The 19,881-nt window shown below is 74.2% G+C and carries 16 protein-coding genes; 10 read left to right on the top strand and 6 right to left on the bottom strand.

What is annotated here, in order from left to right:
* Positions 1–47: 47 nt before the first annotated feature.
* The 5 genes from SCAB_RS19140 to SCAB_RS45005 all read left to right on the top strand — a co-directional run bounded on the left by SCAB_RS19140 (position 48) and on the right by SCAB_RS45005 (position 5,533).
* On the top strand, positions 48–1,811 hold the full coding sequence (locus SCAB_RS19140; protein WP_231885078.1) for a hypothetical protein: 1,764 nt from the start codon (positions 48–50) through the stop codon (positions 1,809–1,811).
* The gene (locus SCAB_RS19135) at positions 1,808–2,869 is read left to right on the top strand and encodes a hypothetical protein (protein ID WP_013001719.1); all 1,062 of its coding nucleotides are present in this window, start codon (positions 1,808–1,810) and stop codon (positions 2,867–2,869) included. Before SCAB_RS19140 ends, SCAB_RS19135 begins: the two co-directional genes overlap by 4 nt.
* Positions 2,866–4,116: an extracellular solute-binding protein gene (locus SCAB_RS19130; RefSeq protein WP_013001718.1), complete on the top strand. Its 1,251-nt coding sequence runs from the start codon at positions 2,866–2,868 to the stop codon at positions 4,114–4,116. The genes SCAB_RS19135 and SCAB_RS19130 overlap by 4 nt, the downstream gene beginning before the upstream one ends.
* Positions 4,117–4,397: 281 nt before the next feature.
* Positions 4,398–4,850 carry a hypothetical protein gene (locus tag SCAB_RS47350; RefSeq protein WP_158512244.1) on the top strand — a complete coding sequence of 151 codons (453 nt, stop codon included), beginning with the start codon at positions 4,398–4,400 and terminating at the stop codon, positions 4,848–4,850.
* Positions 4,820–5,533, top strand: a complete 714-nt coding sequence (locus SCAB_RS45005) for a sensor histidine kinase (protein ID WP_158512243.1) — start codon at positions 4,820–4,822, stop codon at positions 5,531–5,533. Before SCAB_RS47350 ends, SCAB_RS45005 begins: the two co-directional genes overlap by 31 nt.
* On the opposite strand, the gene SCAB_RS19115 is transcribed toward SCAB_RS45005, so the two are convergent.
* From SCAB_RS19115 to SCAB_RS19105, 4 genes are all read right to left on the bottom strand, one after another.
* Positions 5,474–6,079: a response regulator transcription factor gene (locus SCAB_RS19115; protein WP_037729791.1), complete on the bottom strand. Its 606-nt coding sequence runs from the start codon at positions 6,077–6,079 to the stop codon at positions 5,474–5,476. The genes SCAB_RS45005 and SCAB_RS19115 overlap by 60 nt on opposite strands.
* Before the next feature lie 110 nt (positions 6,080–6,189).
* Positions 6,190–6,567, bottom strand: a complete 378-nt coding sequence (locus SCAB_RS49280; RefSeq protein WP_308057811.1) for an ABC transporter permease — start codon at positions 6,565–6,567, stop codon at positions 6,190–6,192.
* A gap of 389 nt (positions 6,568–6,956) precedes the next feature.
* On the bottom strand, positions 6,957–7,772 hold the full coding sequence (locus SCAB_RS45000; RefSeq protein WP_078580138.1) for an ABC transporter permease: 816 nt from the start codon (positions 7,770–7,772) through the stop codon (positions 6,957–6,959).
* A gap of 4 nt (positions 7,773–7,776) precedes the next feature.
* Positions 7,777–8,553, bottom strand: a complete 777-nt coding sequence (locus SCAB_RS19105; RefSeq protein ID WP_046774503.1) for an ABC transporter ATP-binding protein — start codon at positions 8,551–8,553, stop codon at positions 7,777–7,779.
* Positions 8,554–8,651: 98 nt separating this feature from the next.
* On the opposite strand from SCAB_RS19105, the gene SCAB_RS19100 reads away from it, so the two are divergent.
* The 5 genes from SCAB_RS19100 (at position 8,652) to SCAB_RS19080 (ending at position 17,112) form a co-directional block, all read left to right on the top strand.
* Positions 8,652–9,980, top strand: coding sequence for a sensor histidine kinase (locus SCAB_RS19100; RefSeq protein ID WP_013001715.1), 1,329 nt, complete (start codon positions 8,652–8,654; stop codon positions 9,978–9,980).
* On the top strand, positions 9,977–10,627 hold the full coding sequence (locus tag SCAB_RS19095) for a LuxR C-terminal-related transcriptional regulator (protein WP_013001714.1): 651 nt from the start codon (positions 9,977–9,979) through the stop codon (positions 10,625–10,627). Before SCAB_RS19100 ends, SCAB_RS19095 begins: the two co-directional genes overlap by 4 nt.
* Positions 10,628–11,124: 497 nt before the next feature.
* The gene (locus SCAB_RS19090) at positions 11,125–12,585 is read left to right on the top strand and encodes a hypothetical protein (RefSeq protein WP_013001713.1); all 1,461 of its coding nucleotides are present in this window, start codon (positions 11,125–11,127) and stop codon (positions 12,583–12,585) included.
* 185 nt (positions 12,586–12,770) lie between these two features.
* Positions 12,771–13,670, top strand: a complete 900-nt coding sequence (locus SCAB_RS19085) for a glycosyltransferase family 2 protein (RefSeq protein ID WP_037729787.1) — start codon at positions 12,771–12,773, stop codon at positions 13,668–13,670.
* Positions 13,671–14,142: 472 nt separating this feature from the next.
* Positions 14,143–17,112 carry an AfsR/SARP family transcriptional regulator gene (locus SCAB_RS19080; protein ID WP_013001711.1) on the top strand — a complete coding sequence of 990 codons (2,970 nt, stop codon included), beginning with the start codon at positions 14,143–14,145 and terminating at the stop codon, positions 17,110–17,112.
* 43 nt (positions 17,113–17,155) lie between these two features.
* Here the strand turns inward: SCAB_RS19080 and SCAB_RS19075 are convergent, their stop codons facing one another.
* Complete coding sequence (locus SCAB_RS19075) at positions 17,156–18,871, bottom strand: bifunctional 3'-5' exonuclease/DNA polymerase (protein ID WP_013001710.1); 1,716 nt, start codon at positions 18,869–18,871, stop codon at positions 17,156–17,158.
* 68 nt (positions 18,872–18,939) lie between these two features.
* Positions 18,940–19,683: a Clp protease N-terminal domain-containing protein gene (locus tag SCAB_RS19070; RefSeq protein ID WP_013001709.1), complete on the bottom strand. Its 744-nt coding sequence runs from the start codon at positions 19,681–19,683 to the stop codon at positions 18,940–18,942.
* Positions 19,684–19,881: the final 198 nt, after the last annotated feature.

Raw genomic sequence — 19,881 nt, 5'->3', positions numbered from 1 at the left:
GGCGACGGGACCGGATCCGCACGGTCCGCACCGCGACGACGGCGACGGTGACGGTGACTCTGACGACGGCCATGGTGGCGACGACAGTGCCGACCAAGGCCGCACGACGGGCAGGCGACGGCGACGGGATGCGACGGCGACGACGAGGGGGCCACGGTGACGACGGCGACGGCTCTGGCGACGGCCACGGCGACGACAGGGCCGGCCAGGGGCGAGTGCCCGACGGGCAGGCGACGGCGACGGGATGCGACGGCGACGGCGCGGGCGGCGACGGCGGCGACGGCGACGACGAGGAGGCCACGGTGACACACGACCCGGACGGAGACCCCGGCCGATACCCGAGCCCGCACCCGACCGTGGGCCCGCACCCGACCCCGCTTCCGTCCCCGACCCCGCACCCGAGTCCGCCCCCGCCCCCACCCCCACCCGGAATGCGTCGCCCCTCGCGCCCGGAGATCCGGTTGCGGGTCGACCTCGGCCGCGATCTGCGCCCGCACCGCAGCGCGAAGATCGAGGCGCATCTGCGGGTCGACGTCCGTGCCGGCGGCGCGCCGGCCGAACTGCCCGCGATCGAACTCGCCGTGATCATCGCGGTCGATGTCGCCGAGCCCCTGCGGGCGGCCGTCCGGCACGCCCTGCCCGCCGCGCTGCGCGCCCTGCCCGACGGCATCTCCTTCACCGTGCTGGGCGCCGGTCCCGAGCCCGTCCGGTGCCATCCCGGGGGCGACGCCGTGTGGGCCGTCGCCGACGAGCGGGAGAAACGCCGGGCCGCCTTCGCGACGGGCGCGATCCCGCTGCACCGGGACGGCCCGCGCCCCGCCGGATACGCCGCCTGGGCCGCCCGGGCCCGCACCCTGCTCGCCGCCCGCCCCCTGTCCGTACGCCATCTGCTGCTGATCACGGACGGCAGCAGCGCCCCCGGCGATACCCGTCTGGAGCAGGAACTCGACGCGTGCGCCGGGCACTTCACCTGCGACGTCCTCGCCCTCGGCGCGGACTGGAGCCCCGAACCGCTGCTGACGCTCGCCGAACGGCTGCACGGCACCGCCGAGTTCGTGGACGACGGGCTCGGCACGGCGATCACCGCCGCGATCCGGCGGCTGCGCCGGGTGCACGCCCCTCAGCTGCCGATCGAGGTGACCGTACGGCCCTCGGTGCGGCAGGTCGCGCTGAACGAGAAGGCACCCCGGCCGCACCGCCTCGGCGGGCTGCCCCGGCCCGGCCGGCCGCACCGGTGGAGCTTTCCGACGTACCAGTGGGAGGAGGGCGGACGCGACTACCTCCTCACCCTCGTCGCCGACGCCGACAACGACCCGCTGGAGACGTACCTGCAGTTCGCCATGGTCTCCGTCGGCGACGTCCACGCGGCCGTCACCGCCCGCTGGCACCACCCCGGACCGCCCCCGCCGGAGCTGCCGGCGGGCGCCGCCAGTGTGCGCGAGCAGAAGTCCACCACCGTGATGCGGGAGGCCCTGCGCCGAGGACTCGTCGCCCTCGGCGAGGAGCGACGGGAGGCCGCCCGGGGCCACCTGGGGAGGGCGGCGCGGCTGGCGGACCGGTTCGGCACGGACTGGGTGCTGGACGAGATCCGCGCGGTCGCCGACATCGAGGACGCGCCGGCGGGCCGGGTCCGGCTGCGGCGCGCCGTCGACGCCGACACGCTCGGGCCGATGATCCTGCGCGCCGGGTCCCGACCCGTGTCCCTGACCGACGGCGCCGGGCCCCTGCCGGGCCCGCGCTGTGGACGGTGCGCCACCCCGGCCGGGGCCGAGGCCCGCCACTGCGTCGCCTGCGGGGAGAGACTGCTGTGACCGACGACCACTCCCGCCGCGCCCCGCGCTCCTCGTACGCCGTCGGCCGGCGCCACGCGCCCTACTCCCTGGGCGCCTTCTGGCGTGCGCGGTTGCGCGGGCGGCGCACGCGGTGGCTGCTGGAGGCGCATCTGCTGGTCCTGACGGTGTGCGCGGTCGTGGCGGCCGCCGCCCTGTTCGTGTCCTGCCGGCAGATCCAGGGCGGAGCGCACACGCTGGCCGGCGAGGAGGCGCCGGCCGTGCAGGGGCTCGCCGCGACCCGCCTCGCGCTGCTGCGCGCCGACCACGAGGCCCGCGCGCTGGTGGCCTCCGAACTCGTCGACGTCGCGGGCACGGGCGAGGCGTACCGGGCCCAGCTCTCCGCCGCCGACCAGGGACTGTCCCGGATCGCGGACCGTACGGACCAGGACCTGGGCACCGTCAACGGTCTGCTCGCCACCTACGGCAACTCCCTCAACCTCGGTACGGCCATGTACCGCGACCGGCCGCTCATGCGCGACCAGAAACTCGCCGAGGCGCACTCGCTGCTCCTGCGCCGGGGCGTGGGACTCGTACCCCGCCTGGACGCGATGCAGCGGATCGAGACGAGGCACGCCGAGGTCACCGCCACCGAGGGGTGGTTGCAGCGCGGCGGCTGGTGGCTGGCCGAACTCGCCCTGCTGGCCCTGGCGCTGACCCTGCTGTCCGCGCTGTTCGTGCTGCGCGACCGCTGCGGCCGCGACTGGAACCCGTACCTGCTGGCGGCCCTCGCGCTGACCGCGCTGCTCGGGGTCGTGCCGCTGCTGACGATGTCGTCCGCGCAGGCCGGCCTCGACCGGGTGGCCGGGGAGCTGCGGGAGATCACGAAGGTCTCCCGAAGTAAGGGCGGGGGAGCGGAGTTGGAGGGCCACCAGCAGACCGTCACGGAGCGGTCCGAGGAGGTCCGGGACGTCCTGGCCGACGACACCTGGACCGTCCGCGTGTACCAGGGCACCCTCACCGGCGGCCTGCTGCTCGTCGTCCTGCCCGTGGTGGGGCTCGGACTCCGGCTCGACAGCGACTACTGGAGGCGACGGTGACCCGCCGGTTCAAGCTGCTGGTGCTGCTGGTGGCGCTGCTGCTGGTCTCGGCGGGCAGCATGGTGGCGGTCTGGTCGCAGCGGGAGGACGAGCCGGTGACCGTCCTCGGGCCGTGGACCGACGAGCAGGGCGAGCAGTTCGAGGCCGTGCTGCGGGACTTCGGTGTCCCCTTCGAGTACCAGGGCACCGCCGCCCAGCGCGAGGTGCTGCTGTCCAAGGTGCAGTCCGGGGAGCCGCCCGACATCGCGATCATGCCGGGCGTCGGAGAACTCGCCGAGTACGCGGCCCAGGGCCGTCTCAGGTCGCTGAACGGCCTCTACGCCGAGGACGAGTACGGGGCCCCGTGGCAGCCGGTGGACGAGCCCGCGCAGGAGGCGTACTGGGTGCCCGTCAAGGCGGACCTGAAGAGCATCGTCTGGTACCGCGAGGGTGAGCGTCCGGCCGGTTCGCCCGCCCCGCCGGCACGCTGGTGCATCGGGATGGGCGACGACGGGGCGTCCGGCTGGCCCGGCAGCGACTGGATCGAGGACCTCGTGCTGCAACGGGAGGGCCCGGACGTCTACGACGGGTGGGCGCTCGGCGACCCCCGCGTGCCGTGGACCGGGCCGGCGGTGCGGGAGGCGTGGGAGGCGTGGGCCGGGCTGCTGCGCCAGGACGAGAAGGCGGCCCGGCGGGCCCTGCTCACCGATCACCGGGGCCCACCCGACGGGCACGGCCTGCTCTTCGAGGGCGCGGACGACTGCGCGCTGGAGCACCAGGGCTCCTTCGCCCGCTCCTTCTACGGGGACGAGCGGCGGCGGGCGGGCCTGATGGACTCCGCACCCCTGCTGCCCGGCGGCCCCTACCGGGTCCGGGCCCACGAGGTGACCGGCGACTTCGCCGCGCTGTTCAGCGACCGCCCGCAGGCCCGGAACCTGATCGAACGGCTGGCCTCGCGGGAGGGCCAGCAGCAATGGGCCGACGCCGCGGACGTCTTCTCGGCCAACCGCCGGGTGCGACCGCGCGACCGCCCCGTGGAACGCCAGATCGCCGCGCGCCTCACCGGCACGGGCCCCCGCTGCCTCGACGCCTCCGACGTCATGCCCCCCGCCGTCCGCGACGCCTTCTACGAGGCGGTCCTCCTGACGATCGCCCGCGCGGCGTCCGGCGACGACATCGACGTACCGGGCCTCCTGGCGGACGTACAGAAGGTGGCGGCCACCCAGACGAACCGGCGACCGGCGCTGCGGAGGGTGTGCAGTGAGTAGAAGATTCCGATCATTACATTCGCATGTGCATTTGATTACACTGGCGAGGATGTAAGTCATCGGCTGAAAAGCATCAGCGGTGACGATAGGTCAAACAGTGGGACCTGGGGGTATGTGTCCGTGTGGGGGATTTATCGCCGGGGTGCGTAGAAGCCGAAGTCGATATTTCAGCCCGCATACGGAGATTCGCCCTGGGCGGTATGGCAGGTATTTCCACGGTCCTGTCCCTGCGCGCACTCGTCCCCGCGCTGGACTGGCGATCGGGCGCGTACGCGGGTGCGGTGGTCGCGGTGTGGATGACGCTCCTTCTCGGCCTGCAACTTCGGCACTGTGCCCGCGCGCTGGGGCCGTCCTCCGGCTCGTTTCCCGCAGCCTTCCTTCTGTTGCAGTCCTTTCTGGTTCTGGTTCCTCTTCCGGTCATGCGTGACGAATGGGCGGGGATCTCCGGCCTGCTGGCCGGAACGTTTCTCATCACCGTGCGCGGCGGGGCGGCCTGGGTCCTGGCGGGCGCCGTCGGTGTCGCGCAGGCGGGCGCGGTGCTGGCGGACGCGCACGCGGTCGGCGCGACGAGTCTGTCCGTGCTGGTCACCGGGTCGACCGGAGTGTCGTTTCTCAGCGTGGCGTGGCGTGTCTGGCCCGGCTCGCCGAACGCCTTCAGGCCGCTCGTGGGGAGGACGCCAGGCTCGCGGTCGTCAATGAGCGGTTGCGGTTCGCCCGGGATCTGCACGATCTGATCGGGTACAGCCTCTCGACCGCCGCCACGAAGTCCGAACTCGCCTATCGGCTGGTCGAACACAGTCCTGGCCGCGCCCGTGCCGAACTCTCCCAGGTCATCGAGGTGATCCGGGGCACGCACGCGGAGGTGCGGAAGGTCGCGCACGATCACCACCATCTCTCACTGGACAGAGAGCTCGAATCGGCCCGATCGGTACTCGAGGCCGCCGGAATCGATCCCAGGTTCTCGTCTCTCGGTGTCGATTTCACCCACCGGGCGAGCAGTGTTCTCGCGGCCGTGCTGCGTGAGGGCATCAGCAATGTGCTCAGGCACAGCACGGCCGATTACTGTGTCGTGCGGCTTTTCCGAAGGAATTCTTCGGTCACTCTCCTGATCATCAATAACGGCCCGGCTCCGGCGCGAGACGTCCGTGTTTCCTCGCCCGGCGTGGGACTGCCCAGCCTCTCCGAGCGTGTGGCCGCGCTGGGGGGCGACCTGCGCGTATCTCGTCGCGGGACGGGGGAGCGTGCCGAGTTCCGGCTCGAAGCGGTGGTGCCCGACACCGTCACCGGACTGCCCGGTGGACTCGTCAGGGGGCGAAGGCCGGTGCGGGCGAAGAGCCGGCTGATCCCCTGGACTCCATCAGATCCAGCCTTCCGCCATCGCGATCCTGATGGCGTCGACTCGGTTTCTGGCACCTGACTTGGCGACCACCGTCGAGAGGTAGTTCCGCACCGTGCTGAGCTCCAGGCGGAGCCGGCCGGCGATCTCCTGGGCGGGAGCACCCTCTGCCGCGAAGCGGAGTATCTCCGCCTCGCGCCTGGTGAACGGACTGGCACTGCCCTTCAGGGCGACGGTGGCCAGTTCCACGTCGATCACCCGTTCGCCCGTGGCCACGCGCCGGATCGCGGTCACGAGCTGGTCCAGCGGGGTGTCCTTCAGCAGGAAGCCGGCCGTACCGGCCTCCATGGCGCGCCGTATGTTCCCCGGGCTCGCGAGCCCGGTGACGACGAGAACCCGGCAGCGGGGAAGAAGCTCGCGCAGCCGGGCCGCCGCGGTGATCCCGTCCGTCCCCGGCAGATCGATGTCGACCAGCGCCACGTCGGGCACGGTCTCCAGGGCGCTTTCGATGATCTGGTCGCCCCGGTCCAGCTCGGCCACGACATCGATGTCGCCCTCCAGCCGTAACACGCCCACCAGCGCCTCCCGCAGCAGATGCATGTCCTCCGCCACCAGTACTCGGATCACAGCAGGGCTCCCCTCGGTTTCGTCCACCTGCTCCATGGCGCTGCGGAGCCGCTGGTCAGGCGGCCCCGCTCAGTGCGCCGAAGGTAGCTGTACCCCGCAGCCGTCCCCGCTCAATCCCGGCCCCGCGTCGCCTGGACCGCGCGTACGCGCAGGGCCAGGGCGCCCGGCACCAGGACGCCGAGCAGACCCAACGCGGCACAGCAGACGATCACTTGGAGCAGCGATCCGGCGGGTACGAGGGAGGCGAGGTCCACCCCGTAGGGAGCCAGCCGTCGTGCCAGTACCGACAGGTAGACACCCAGCACCGCGCCCGCGGTGACGACACCCCCGACCACGACCACCACCGACTCCCAGAACAGCATGCGCAGGATCTGGGCCCCGGTGGCACCGGTCAGCCGCAGGACGGCGAACTCTCCACGGCGCTGCCGGGTGGCCAGGAGCAGGGTGTTGAGGATGCCGACGGCCGAGAAGACGAGGAGCGGCGCCATGAGCACGCGGGTTCCCACCTCGTTCCGCCGCTGCTGCTCGCGCATCGCCCCGACACCGGCACCGTCGGCCCCCGGTCCCGCCGAAGCCGCTGCCGCCGCCTCGGCCGACACGCCGGTGGACCACGGGCCCGTGCGCGCGACCTCCGTGAGCGGGAGGGCCGTGGGGGGAAGGCCGGCCGGAGAGAGGGTCGGGTGGGAAGCGGTCGTACGGGAGAGGGCCGCGACCGGGGTCCCCGGTGGGACGGCCGTCGCGGACGCCTCGGCGGTGGTCCGGCTCCGGATGACCGCCTCCGACGCCGAGCCGCTGCACAGCAGTGCCGCGCCGAGGCCCACCGCGATGAGGACGGGACCCGACATGGCCGCCACCCGCCGTACGGCGTGCGCGCTGGTCACGGCGGCCAGTTGCCCGGTGTACCGGGACAGCAGGCGCCCCGGCAGCGCGCCCGGGACGACCAGCGGGCGCACCAGCAGCGGAGCGAGCAGCCAGGCGGACACGAGCAGGAACAGGCACAGGGCCATGGCGCCGTTGACGGCCTCGCCCGCGCCGGGCTTCGTCTCGTACCGCTGCCAGACCGCCCCCGCGAGGGCCAGGGTGAGCACCGCCGCGACCGCGCGTCCGATCGGCATGACGCGCCGCTCGATCTCCGCCTCGCGCAGACCGGTGAGCGGAGGGTCCGGGTGGGCCGGTACACCGCGGCGAGCGCGGCGAGCACGGCGACCGCCACGACGCCCAGCACCCCGATGGCGAAGCCCTGCGGGGAGAACCCCGCCTCCGGACCCGGCGGGAAGACCTGGTGGGCGATGAGCCAGCGCAGGGCGGGCCCGGCGGCGACACCGCCGGCGACGGCCCCGGCGACCCCTCCCACCAGCGCGATCACCAGGGTCTCGGCGACGATCTCGGCACGGATCTGCGCCGGTGAGGCGCCGATGGTCCGCAGGACGCCGATCTCGCGCCGGCGCTGCTGGACGACGAGCGACAGGGTGTTGCCGACCAGCAGCAGGGCGGCCAGCCCGGACGTGCCGCCGACCAGGCCCATCAGGGACTCGGCGGACCGCTCCGGTCCGTGCCCGAGGCCGGCCAGCTGAACCCGGTCCACGATGGTGGCGAGCGCGGTGAAGAGCGCGGACGCCATGACGACCACGATCAGGGAGCCCGCGTACTGCCCCAGGCGGGACCGGCAGGAGTGGACGACGAGGGAGAACATGCGTTCAGCTCCCCACCGCGGCGAGCCGCGCCGCGATCGTGTCGGGTGTGACGCTCTTTCCGGTCAGCCGGTCCGCGAGTCTGCCGTCCGCGAGGACCAGCACCTCGTCCGCCCAGGCCGCCGCCTGCGGGTCGTGGGTCACCATGACGACGGTGGTGCCGAGGCCGTCGACGGCGTCGCGCAGCAGGGCCAGGACATCGCGGCCCGAGGCCCGGTCCAGCGCACCGGTCGGCTCGTCGGCGAAGACGACCTCGGGTTGTGCCACGAGTGCCCGGGCCACCGCCACCCGCTGCTGCTGCCCGCCCGAGAGCTCCGCCGGCCGGTGCCGGCGGCGGTCGGCGAGACCGACACGGGAGAGCAGGTCGGCCAGCCGCGCGGAGTCGGGCCTGCGCCCGGCCAGCCGCAGCGGCAGCGCCACGTTGTCGGCCACGTTCAGGGCCGGGACCAGGTTGAACTCCTGGAAGACGAAACCGATGCGGGTGCGGCGCAACCGGGTCAGCCGCCGTTCGGACCAGCCCGCGATGTCCCGGCCGCCGATCATGACGCCGCCCGAGGTGGGCGGCTCCAGACCGGCCGCGCAGTGCATGAGGGTGGACTTGCCGGAACCGGACGGCCCCATGACGGCCGTGAAGGTCCCTTCGGGGAAGTCGTGGCTGACCTCGTGCAGCGCGGTGACCGCGTTCGCGCCCCGGCCGTGCACCTTGGACAGCGCACGCAGCCGGACGGCGGGCGACGGGCGGGTAGTAACGTGAGGCACGAGGGCTGGCTGCGGAGTCGGCATGCGTCAAGTCAAGTCTCTGCGACGGGCGTTGTCGGTAGAGACCGGTCGACAGCCGGGGTGGAGACCGCTCTACCCCCGGCACGGGGACGAGGGTGGGAGTGGCGCGCGAAACCAGGTACGCGCGACTGAGGGAACGGTCGGCGCGGTCGGCCGGGGCGGCGCTGTACCTGGCCACCGGTCTGCCCACCGGCCTCACGTGGCTCGTCGTCTGCTGCACGCTGCTGGCGCTCGGTGTGGCCACGCTGCCCCTCGCGGTGGGGGTGGTCCCGCTCTGCGCGGCGCTGCTCTCGGGCCTGCCGCTGGGGGCCGCCGAGCGGCTGCGGCTGCGGCTGTTCACCGGAGAACGGGGCGGATTCGGCGGGGCGACGGGGCTGGGGAAGGCTGTCCTCCCCACCGGCTCCGGCGGCGGCCCGGCCCGTACACCGCGTACGGGCGGTGGCCCCCTCGCCTGGGTGCGGCAGCGGCTGACCGAACGGGCGACGTGGTGGGAGTTCGGCTATGCCGTGCTCCACGGTGTGCTGTCCCTCGTCGAGTTCCTGGCCGTCCTCGCCGCCGTGACCCTCTGCGGTGCCCTGCTGACGGCACCGCTGCTGCGCCGCCTCACCCATGACGGTGGCCTGCGGGTGGCGGTGTTCCGGGCCGACACCGACGCGCAGGCCTGCGTACTGGTGCTGTGCGGCGGGGTCTGCCTGGTCCTCGCCCACCTGGTGCTCACCCGCTACGCACGGGTCCGAGCCCGGGCCACCGTGTTCCTGCTGGGCAGGCGCACCCCCGAGCCGGGCGCGGGCGAGGAGCAGTACATCGGACGGCTGGTGCGGTCCCGGGCACGGATCATGGACGCGTACGACGCCGAGCGCCGCCGTATCGAACGGGACCTGCACGACGGGGCGCAACAGCGGCTCACCGGGCTCATCATGACGCTCGGGCTGGCCCGGCTGGCCGTCGCCGACGCCGACGCCGAGACACGGGAACTGGTCGAGCGCGCGCACGAACAGGCCAAGGTGACCCTGACCGAGCTGCGCGACCTCGTGCACGGCATCTTCCCCGCGGTCCTCACCGACCGGGGCCTGCCCACCGCGCTCGCCGTCCTCGCGGAGAACTCCCCGCTGCCGGTGACGGTCGAGGTAGAGCTCCCGGACCGGCCGGCGGAAGCCGTGGAGGCGGCCACCTACTTCGTGGCGTGCGAGGCGCTGGCCAACGTCACGAAGCACAGCGAGGCGACCGAGGCCCGGCTCTCGCTGCGCCGGACCGGCCCGCTGCTGGTGCTGGAGGTGCACGACAACGGGCGCGGCGGCGCCGACGCCGAGGAGGGCAGCGGGCTGCTGGGACTCGCGGACCGGGTGGCGGCCCTGGAGGGCACTGTTCATCTGTCGAGCCCGGTGGGCGGGCCGACCCTGTTACACGTGGAGATACCGTGCGCATCGTGATCGCCGAGGACTCCGCCCTGCTGCGCGAAGGGCTGGTACAGATCCTCGTGAAGTTCGGCCACCAGGTCGTGGCGGCGGTGGACAACGCTCCGTCCCTGCTGGCCGCCGTGCGTGAGCACGCGCCGGAACTCGCCGTGGTCGACGTCCGGCTCCCTCCGGGGTTCCGTGACGAGGGGCTGCGGGCGGCGGTCGCGCTGCGGCACGAGCACCCCGGCGTCGGCGTCCTCGTGCTCTCCCAGTACCTGGAGGCGGACTACGCCGCCGAACTGCTCGGTGCCGCGGACGCCGGGCCCGGGGTCGCGGGAGTGGGCTATCTGCTCAAGGACCGGGTGGGGGACGTCCTCGACTTCGTCTCGCAGGCTCAACGCGTCGCCGACGGCGAGACCGTGATCGACCCGGAGATCGTACGGAGGCTGCTGGGCAGCCGCCGCGGACGCAGCTCCGTCCGTGACCTGACGCCTCGTGAGACGGAGGTGCTCGCCCTGATGGCCGAGGGCCGCTCCAACTCGGCCGTCGCCCGGCTGCTGTCGGTCAGCCAGGCCGCCGTGTCGAAGCACATCGGCAACATCTTCGACAAGCTGGAACTCCACTCCAGCGACACCGACCACCGACGGGTGCTCGCGGTGCTGGCCTACCTGCGGCGCTGACCCGCCTCCATCCACGCGCCGCTCCCCCGACGCGCCCCTCCCGCCCTCGGTCCGCGCCCCCGGCCACACCCGCAGGCCGCAAGCCCCCGCGCACCCAACGTTGTACGCCCTCTTGCCTTGCCTGGCTCCCTCTTGGCCCTCGCCTGCACCCGCGTTGGCCGGGCGGGGCGGACAGTGGTGTCCGGCGGGCGTCGGAGGATCCGGCGGGCCGTGGCCGTGGGGTCCCTGTCGTGGCGGAGGGGCCTTACGGTCCCGGGATCCGGGGCCGGAGTCCGTGTCGCGGAGTCCGCGTACCGGGCCCAGGATCACGGAGGACGTCCCGCGCACCCGAAGTGCGCGGGACGTCCACCCCCTGCCCCCTCGCCGCAACCAGCCCGGAGGGCAAGGGCGTTGACCCGTCCCGGCGGCGCCGCCAGAATGAGCCACCACCCGTTTGAGAGCGCTCTCAGAACTCGACTCCGGGCGCGCCCTCCAGGCCCGCACCCCTAGGGAGACCCATGACCGGCAGCATCGACGGCACCGGCATGACCGGCGCGACCGGCAGACCGGACCCGGCACTGGCGTTCGGCCGCCGGGCGCTCCTCGGCACCGGACTCGGGGCCGCGGCGGCGCTCGCCGTCGCCGGTTCCGGTACGGCCCACGCGGCGCCCGGTACGGCACCGCGGACGACCGGGGCCTCGGCCCGGCGGCGCGGGCAGGCGTTCCTCGCCGCCGCCATGGACGCCTACCCCGACCACGGCACCGTCCGGCTGACCCAGAGCTACACCGACCAGGCGGGCCTGTTCAGCACGGCGTTCACCTACGACAACGCGCTGGCGATCCTCGCCCACCTCGCCGTACGCACGGCGGACGGGCGGGCCCGGGCGGTGGCGCTCGGGGACGCGCTGATCTACGCCCAGGAGCACGACCCGGCGTACGACGACGGCCGCCTGCGCCAGGCGTACAACGTCGGGCCGTACGTCTACTACGACGGCGTGCCGCAGCCGGACGGGTTCGTGCGGGCGGACGGGACGGCCAACGTCGGCACCCAGTTCGGCTTCACCGGGACGGCCGTGGGCGACATGGCCTGGGCGGGCATCGCGCTGAGCGCGCTGGCGCGGCGGACCGGGGCCCGGCGGTTCCTCGCCGCCGCGGTGCGGATCGGGCGGTGGATCGAGCGCACCGGCCGTACCGACGAGCCCCTCGGCGGGTACAAGTTCGGTGTGAACGGGGCGAACGAGAAGCTGCCGTTCACCTCGACCGAGCACAACACGGACCTGGTCTGCCTGTTCGGACGGCTGGCCCGGCTCACCGGCGACCGGGTGTGGTGGGAGCGGCGCGCGCGGGCCGAGGCTTTCGTGCAGCGGATGTGGGAGCCGTCCCGGGGCTCGGCGGCCGGCGCGACGGGCGGCTTCTTCTACACCGGCACCAACGACGGCGTGACCGTCAACCGGTCCCCGATCCCCGAGGACACCCAGACCTGGACCCATCTCGCGCTCGACTCCGGCCGGTACGCGCGCTCCCTCGACTGGGCCGCCCGGGAACTGGCCGTCCTCGACCACGCCGAGCGCCGCAACAGCACGGTCCCGGCCGGGCGGTCGTACGAGGGCGTCACCTTCAGCTCCGCCAGTCTCCTCGCGAACGAGGACGCGCCCATCGCCGAGTTCCAGCCGAAGCCGAACCGCAACGGCGTCTGGTTCGAAGGCACCGCGCATCTCGCTCTCGCCCTGCGCGACCGGGGCGCGCGCGGTGACGAGTCCCGCGCCCGGCGCCTGATCGCCTCCCTCGAAAGCGCCCAGGACCACCTCGGCACCGGCCAGACCGTCGGCGGCCGCGCGCTCCCCGCCCGTGCCGGTGTCGTCTCCGCCAGCAGCCCCCTCGACACGGGCTTCGGCTTCGGCTACTACCCGTACCGGCACACGGGCGCCACGGCCTGGTACCTGATGGCGGCGGAGCGGTCGAACCCGCTGCGGGCCTGACCTCCCCGCACGGCTGCCGCGGTGGCGGGGCGGCGGGCCCCGCCCCGCCGGAATTCGCGGAGTTGGTGCGAAGGCCCCGACATGAACGGCTAGCATCCCGGCCGTGAACACGCCGTGGAAGACGGCGTGCGGACCGGCGGCCGCCGGCGGTCGCCGGCGGTCGTGAACGGGATGGGGTTGGTGTCGTGGTGGAGGCCGGGCCGCGGGTCGCTGTGGCCGTGGTGACGATGGGCAATCGGCCCGCCGAGGTGGACGCGCTGCTCTCCTCGGTGGCCAAGCAGGACCTCGCGCCCGCACGGATCGTCGTCGTCGGGAACGGCTGTCCCCTGCCCGAGTTCGCCGAACGGCTCGGCCTGCCCGGCGAGGTCACGCTCATCGAGGTGGACGAGAACCTCGGCTGCCCCGGCGGCCGGAACGTCGCCCTGGAACGGCTGCGGGAGTTCGGCGACGTCGACGTGGTCGTCGAGCTGGACGACGACGGCCTGCTCGTCGACGCCGATGTGCTGCGCCGCGTACGGGACCTGTACGCCGCCGACCCGCGCCTCGGCGTCGTCGGCTTCCGCATCGCCGACGAACACGGCGAGACCCAGCGGCGGCACGTGCCGAGGGTCGGTGCCAAGGACCCGATGCGCGGCGGACCGGTCACCGGGTTCCTCGGCGGCGGGCACGCCCTGTCCATGGCCATGCTCGGCGAGACGGGCGACTGGGCCGCCGAGTTCTTCTTCGCGCACGAGGAGACCGATCTGGCCTGGCGGGCGCTCGACGCCGGCTGGACCGTGCTGTACGCCCCCGAGCTGCTCCTGCAGCACCCGAAGACCTCACCCGCCCGGCACGCCATCTACTACCGCGTCAACGCCCGTAACCGCGTCTGGCTCGCCCGCCGCCGCCTCCCGCTGCCGCTGATCCCCGTCCACCTGGGGGTCTGGATCCTCATCACCCTGCTGCGGACGCGCTCGGCGGGCGGGCTGAAGGCGTGGTTCGGCGGTTTCGTGGAGGGCTGGCGCGAGTCGGGCGGCGAACGGCGGCCCATGAGCTGGCGGACGGTGTGGCGCCTGACGAGGCTGGGACGGCCACCGGTCCTGTAGTCCCGCGGGGCCACTGCGCCGGCCTCCTTGCTCAACGTCCGCCGGAGCAAGGGGACTTCACCAACCGCTCTGCCCGCCGACCGGTTTCGGCCCGGACTCGGCGTCCGCGTCCCGGCCGGAGCCCGGCAGCCGCACCCCGGCGTGCGTGTCCCGGCCCGAGCCCGGCAGCCGTGTTCGGCGTCCGGGCCCGGACCGCCCCCGTGACACACGAGTGCCGCGGCCGGTCACCTCGACCGGTCGTGGCACAGCGCTCGGTGCGGTTCCCGGATCCGGCAGCGGCGGCGGCACTCCCCCGAGCTACGCGATCACGCGTGCGCCGTCGCCGCCGGATCCGATGAAGTGATCACATCAGGTCCCGCCAACGGATCGCTAACATGAGCCCAACGGTTCCACGGGGAGCCGTACGGGAGGCGGCGGCGGGTCGCCGCGGGGCGGGCCCGGAACGACGGTGCGGGAAGGCAGCGGCTGTTCTATGCGGGACGGACTGCGGTTCGGACTGCTCGGTCCGCCGGTTCTGTACGGGACCGGGGACGCCGGCGGCGGCGTACGGTCCGTGGGCGGCGGCAAGATGCGCGCCCTGTTCGTCGCGCTGCTCCTCGAACCCGGGCGGATCGTCTCCGTCGACACCCTGAAGGACGTGCTCTGGGACGCCGCGCCGCCCCCTTCCGCACAGGCGTCCCTGCAGAACCATGTGACGCGTCTGCGGAGGCTGCTGGACGACCCCGAACGGCTGCGCGCGGTTCCGCCGGGCTATCGGCTGCGGGTCGACGACGGCGAACTGGACGTGCGCGTCTTCGAGGCGCACGCCCGCGCCGCCCGAGCCGCCCACGCCGAGCGGGACTGGGTCCGGACCGTCCGCGAGTCCGCCGCCGCACTCGCCCTCTGGCGCGGGACACCGCTCGGCGGTCCGCCGGCCGAGGGCCCCCGCGCCCAGGCGTTCGTCCAGCGTCTGGAGGAGGCGCGGCTGCTCCTGCTGGAGCGGCGCTACGAGGCCGAACTCCACCTCGCGCCCCGCACGGCGGGCCGGGACGCCACCGGGGCGCACCCGCTCGGCGCGCTCGCCCCCGACCTCACCGCCCTCGTCGCCGAACACCCCCTGCGCGAGGCGTTCCACCGCCTCCTCATGCTCGTCCTGCACCGCACGGGCCGCCAGGCCGAGGCGCTGGCCGTCCACCGGGACCTGCGGGCCCGACTCCTGGACGAACTCGGCGTGGAACCGGGCCCCGCGGTACGCGACGCCCATGTGGAGATCCTCCGCGCGCCCGCCGAGGAGGACCCGGGGGCCCCGGCCGGGGACACCCCCGCCGACACCCCGCCCCTCCCGGCCCAACTGCCGCCGCTGCCCGCGCACTTCACGGGCCGCGAGAAGGTGCTGGCGGAGCTGCGGGAGGCGCTGGGGAGGGGCGCCTACGAAGCCTCGGGGACCGTCGTCCTCAGCGGCATGGCCGGCGTCGGCAAGAGCGCCCTCGCCCTGCACCTCGCCCACGGACTCGCCGAGCACTTCCCCGACGGCCAGCTGTACATCAACCTCCACGGCGCCACCCCGGGCATGACCCCCCTCACCCCCGCCCAGGCCCTGGCCGCCCTGCTCCGCGATCTCGGCACCGCCCCGCGCCGCATCCCCGAACACCCCGACGCGGCGGCCGCGTTGCTGCGCTCGACGCTCGCTCCGACCCGCACCCTGCTGGTGCTGGACGACGCCGCGAACGCCGCCCAGGTGCGCCCGCTGCTCCCGGCCGGCGCCGGCTGCGCGGTCATCGTGACCAGCCGTTCCCCGCTCACCGCCCTGGACGGCGCCCACCGCTTCCCGCTCGCCCCGCTGTCGGACGACGAGAGCGCGGCCCTGCTGAGGGCCGCGTCCGGCCGTGCGGCGGGCCTGGACGCCACGCACCCCCTCGTCGCGCTCACCGGCCGCCTCCCGCTCGCCCTCCGCGTCGTCGCGGCCCGCCTCGCCGCCCGCCGCGCGCTCACCCCGGACGCGCTGGCCGGCCAACTGACCGCCACGGAAGGGAGGTTGCGTCATCTCGAATACGACGACCTGAGCGTGCGCCGCTCCCTCGCCGTCGCCCACGAGGCCCTGCGCGCCTCCGACCGCGAGGCCGAGCGCGACGCCGCCCACGCCCTCAGCCGTATCGGCGCCCTCGACCTGCCCGCGTACGGCGCACCCCTGCTCGCCCGCCTCACCGGCACCGACGAGTTCCGCGCCGAGACCGCCCTCGACCGTCTCGTCGACGTGGCCCTTCTCGACGAGACGTCCTACGGGCGGTACGTCCCCCACGACCTCGTCCGCGACTTCGCCCGCGAACTCGCCGGCACGGCCGACACCGCCGAGGCCGTGGAGCAGGCCCTGCGCTGGTACGCGGCCCGCGCCCGCCAGAGCCTGCTCGTGCTGCTCCCGCCCGGCCACGAACGCGACGAACGCCTGCGCACGACGGGGGCCGCGGCGGAACCGCCGCCCACGGAGGAGCCCTTCGCCTCCGCGGAGGAGGCGTTCGCCTGGGGCGACCGTGAACTCCCCAACATCGTCGCGCTGGTGGAACGCGGCGGCGGGCCGGCGGCGGCGCTCGTCCCCGCCCTCGTCCGCCATCTCTTCCCCTATCTGCACCGCGGCGGCCGGCTCGCCGAGCTGGACGTGCTCGGACGGCTGGCCCTGAACGCGGCGCGGTCGCTCGGGGACGCCGAGGCCGAGGCGTTCGCGCTCACGGACCGGGCGGGCCTGCACTTCATGTCCGGCCGGGCCTCGGAGGCGCTGGCCCTCAACGACGAGGGCCTGACCCTGTGGCGCAGGCTCGGGGTCGTGTCGTGCGTACGGCGCTGCCTGAACAACCGGGGGCTCGTCCTGGAGAGCCTCGGCCGGTACGAGGAGAGCGAGGAGACGCTGCGGCAGAGCCTGGAGCTGTCCCGGCAGCTCGGCGACCCCTACGGCGAGGCCGTGACCTTCAGCCACCTCGGCAACCTGTACAAGCACACCGACGCGCGCGCCGCCATCGCCCACCACGAGCGGAGCCTGGCCCTGGGCGAGCTGGCCGACAGTCTCGTCGTCCGGCACACCGCGCACTGCAACATCGGCTACGCCCACCTCCGGCTCGGCGAACCGGCCGCCGCCGTCCGCAACTTCGAGCAGAGCCTGCGCATCCTCGGCGACGACGAGGACTGGCAGGGCGAGTCGAAGTCCCGGCTCGGGCTGGTCCGGGCGCTGCGCGGGCTGGGCCGGCCGGACCGCGCCTCCCACGAGTGCGCGCTCCTCCTCGACCTCGCCGAACGCCGCGCCGACCAGTACGCCGTCGGCCTCGCCCGCCACCAGCGGGGGCTGCTCCTGCGGGCGGAGGGGCGTGCGGGGGAGGCGTACCGCGAGTGGGAGCGGGCCCGGGCGATCCTGGACGGCACGGACTCCACGGTGGCGGTGGAGCTGAGGGAACTCCTGAAGGACCACGCGGGGTGAGCGGCGCCGTCGTGCACGCGGTGAGCGGCGCCGCCGTGAGCGCTCACTTCGCGTCCGCGTAGCACTCCACGACCGCCGTGGTGAAGGGGAACCGCACCGGGGTCTGCCCGAACGCCAGCCGCCCCGACAGCTCCGACGCCTCCCGGATCGCCGTCACGACCGCGTCCGTCTCCGCGGCCGGGCAGTGCACGATCACCTCGTCGTGCTGGAAGAAGACCAGTTCGGCCGCCATCCCGTCGAGGGTGCGGCGGAGGGCGGCGAGCAGGAGCAGGGTCCAGTCGGCGGCGCTGCCCTGGACGACGAAGTTGCGGGCGAAGCGGCCCCGGGCGCGGGAGTCGGTGGAGGCGTACCCGGGCACCCACTCGGTCTCCTGCCCCTGCCCCCGGCCCTGTTCCGGGGCCCCGGGGCCGTCGTCGGCCTGGGGGATGCCCGCCTCCTCGCCCGCCGCGTCGGGGTCACCGGCCGCCGGCGGGCACGTACGCCCGAGCCAGGTCCGTACGAGGCGGCCCTCCTCGCCCGCGCGGGCCGCGTCGTCGACGTACCGCACCGCGTGGGGGAACCGGCGGCGGAGCGCGGCGAGGTTCTTGAGGCCGTCCCCGGACGTCTGCCCGTAGACGGCGCCCAGCACGGCGAGTTTGGCCTGCTCGCGGTCGCCGGAGAAGGCGCGGTCGGAGACGGCCTGGTAGAGGTCGCCGGGGCGTCCGGCGACGTCCATGAGCCCGGGGTCGCGGGAGATGGCGGCCAGCACCCGGGGTTCCATCTGGTCGGCGTCGGCGACGACGAGCCGCCAGCCGGGGTCGGCGACACAGGCGCGGCGGATGACCTTCGGGATCTGCAGGGCGCCCCCGCCGTTGGTGACCCAGCGCCCGGTGACCGTGCCGTGCGCGAGGAACTCGGGGCGGAACCGCCCGTCCCGGACCCAGTCCTGCAGCCAGGACCAGCCGTGGGCGACCCAGATCCGGTAGAGCTTCTTGTACTCCAGGAGAGGCTTCACCGCCGGATGGTCGACGCTCTCGATCTCCCAGCGGCGGGTGGACTTCACCCGCACCCCCGCCCGCGCGAACGCCTTGACGACGTCGGCGGGCAGATCGGGGCGCACGCGCCGCCCGAAGGCGTTCGACACCTCCTCGGCCAGCTCGGCGAGCCGCCGCGGTTCGCCCCCGCCCGCGTACCGCTCGCCGAGCAGTTCGCGCAGCACCTCCCGGTGCACGTCGGGCCGCCATGGCAGCCCCGCCCGGTTCATCTCGGCCGCCACGAGCATCCCGGCCGACTCGGCGGCGGTCAGCAGCCGCATCCGGTCCGGGTGGGCGGTGGCGTCGTGCCGGCGCTGCTGGTCGGCGTACACCTCGACGAGGTCGGTGAGCGGGACATGGACCGGCCGGGGCTCGAAGAGGGACGGCTGGGCGCCGGTGTCGGCCGAGCGCAGGGGCGGGTCCGGGGGGACGGGGGTGTGCCGGAGGCGGGCGAGCGCGGCGGCCGCGGAGCGGGGCTCCCCCAGCCGCCCCTCGTGTCCCAGCAGCAGGGTCTCGGCGTCCTCGACGTCGTAACACCGCTCCACCCGGACGCCCTCGGCCAGCAGCCGCGGATAGACCGCGGAGGTGGACCCCCACACCCACCGCCCGACGTCCGCCCGCCGGCGCACGGCCCCCGCGAGGTCGGACTCCCGCGTCACCGGCCCCGCGAGCAGCCCGTCGGGCCCGAGGGGGGCGACCTCCGCGCCACCGTCCTCGGCCGGAGCGAGCGCCCACCTGTCGGCCATGGGTGCGAGTGTGACAGGGGGGTCTGACAACGAGGCCGAGGTGCGGGCGAGGCGCGGCCGGACGGTCCCTACTCCGTGCTCTGTCCCTGGCCCTTGCCCTGCACGATCGACCGCAGTGCGGCGGTCACGTCCGCCTCCGTGGCCTCCTTGGTCACCCCGAGGCCGCTCAGTACGCCCTGTCCGTTCTCGAACTCCAGCAGGGCGAGCAGGATGTGTTCCGTGCCGATGTAGTTGTGGCCGAGGCGCAGGGCCTCGCGGAAGGTGAGTTCGAGGACCTTCTTGGCCTCGGGGCCGTAGGGGATGAGTTCGGGCACCTCGGGGGCGGCCGGCGGCAGGGTGGCGGTGGCGGCCTGCCGCAGGACCTCGGGGGAGACGCCCTGGGCGGCGAGCGCCTTGGCGGCGAGGGCCTCCGGCTCGGAGAGGAGCCCGAGGACGAGATGGGCCGGCACCCCCTCGACGGCACCGGCGGCCTTGCCCTCGTTGTGCGCGGCCGTGACCACGTTGCGGGCGCGCGGGGTGAAGCGGCTGAACCCCTGGCTGGCGTCGAGATCGTTCTCGGCCTTCGGCACGAACCGCTTCTGCGCGGCCTGCCGGGTCACCCCCATGCTCTTGCCGATCTCGGTCCAGGAGGCGCCCGAGCGCCGGGCCTGGTCCACGAAGTGCCCGATCAGATGGTCGGCCACCTCACCGAGATGGTCCGCGGCGATCACCGCGTCCTGAAGCTGGTCGAGGGGTTCCGGGTGGACCTTCTTGATGGCGTCGATGAGTTCGTCGAGACGGATGGAAGCGGTGGCTCGCGGATTCGTCGTCATGTGTCAACCTTAGGTTGACACCCTTCGCCTGTCAACCTTGAGTTGACAAGGGGGAGCGCGTGACGACGCCCCCACCACAGCGCCCCGAAAGGGGCGCGAGGAACTGCGCGCCCAGCCCCCACCCACCCGCACCCGCCCCTCCACCCGCGCCTCCCTCCCAGGTGGGCGTGGCCACCGGAGCCGCCGCCCGCCCCCGCC

This window comes from Streptomyces scabiei 87.22, assembly GCF_000091305.1.
Lineage (GTDB): Bacteria > Actinomycetota > Actinomycetes > Streptomycetales > Streptomycetaceae > Streptomyces > Streptomyces scabiei.
This window is presented reverse-complemented; position numbering and strand designations above follow the sequence as displayed.

What these genes read in the sequence shown, in the direction of transcription:
- SCAB_RS19070 (WP_013001709.1), bottom strand. Translation starts at nt 19,683, where the DNA reads ATGACGACGAATCCGCGAGCCACCGCTTCCATCCGTCTCGACGAACTC.
- SCAB_RS19075 (WP_013001710.1), bottom strand. Translation starts at nt 18,871, where the DNA reads ATGGCCGACAGGTGGGCGCTCGCTCCGGCCGAGGACGGTGGCGCGGAG.
- SCAB_RS45000 (WP_078580138.1), bottom strand. Translation starts at nt 7,772, where the DNA reads ATGTTCTCCCTCGTCGTCCACTCCTGCCGGTCCCGCCTGGGGCAGTAC.
- SCAB_RS19080 (WP_013001711.1), top strand. Translation starts at nt 14,143, where the DNA reads ATGCGGGACGGACTGCGGTTCGGACTGCTCGGTCCGCCGGTTCTGTAC.
- SCAB_RS19090 (WP_013001713.1), top strand. Translation starts at nt 11,125, where the DNA reads ATGACCGGCAGCATCGACGGCACCGGCATGACCGGCGCGACCGGCAGA.
- SCAB_RS19105 (WP_046774503.1), bottom strand. Translation starts at nt 8,553, where the DNA reads ATGCCGACTCCGCAGCCAGCCCTCGTGCCTCACGTTACTACCCGCCCG.
- SCAB_RS49280 (WP_308057811.1), bottom strand. Translation starts at nt 6,567, where the DNA reads ATGGCGCCGCTCCTCGTCTTCTCGGCCGTCGGCATCCTCAACACCCTG.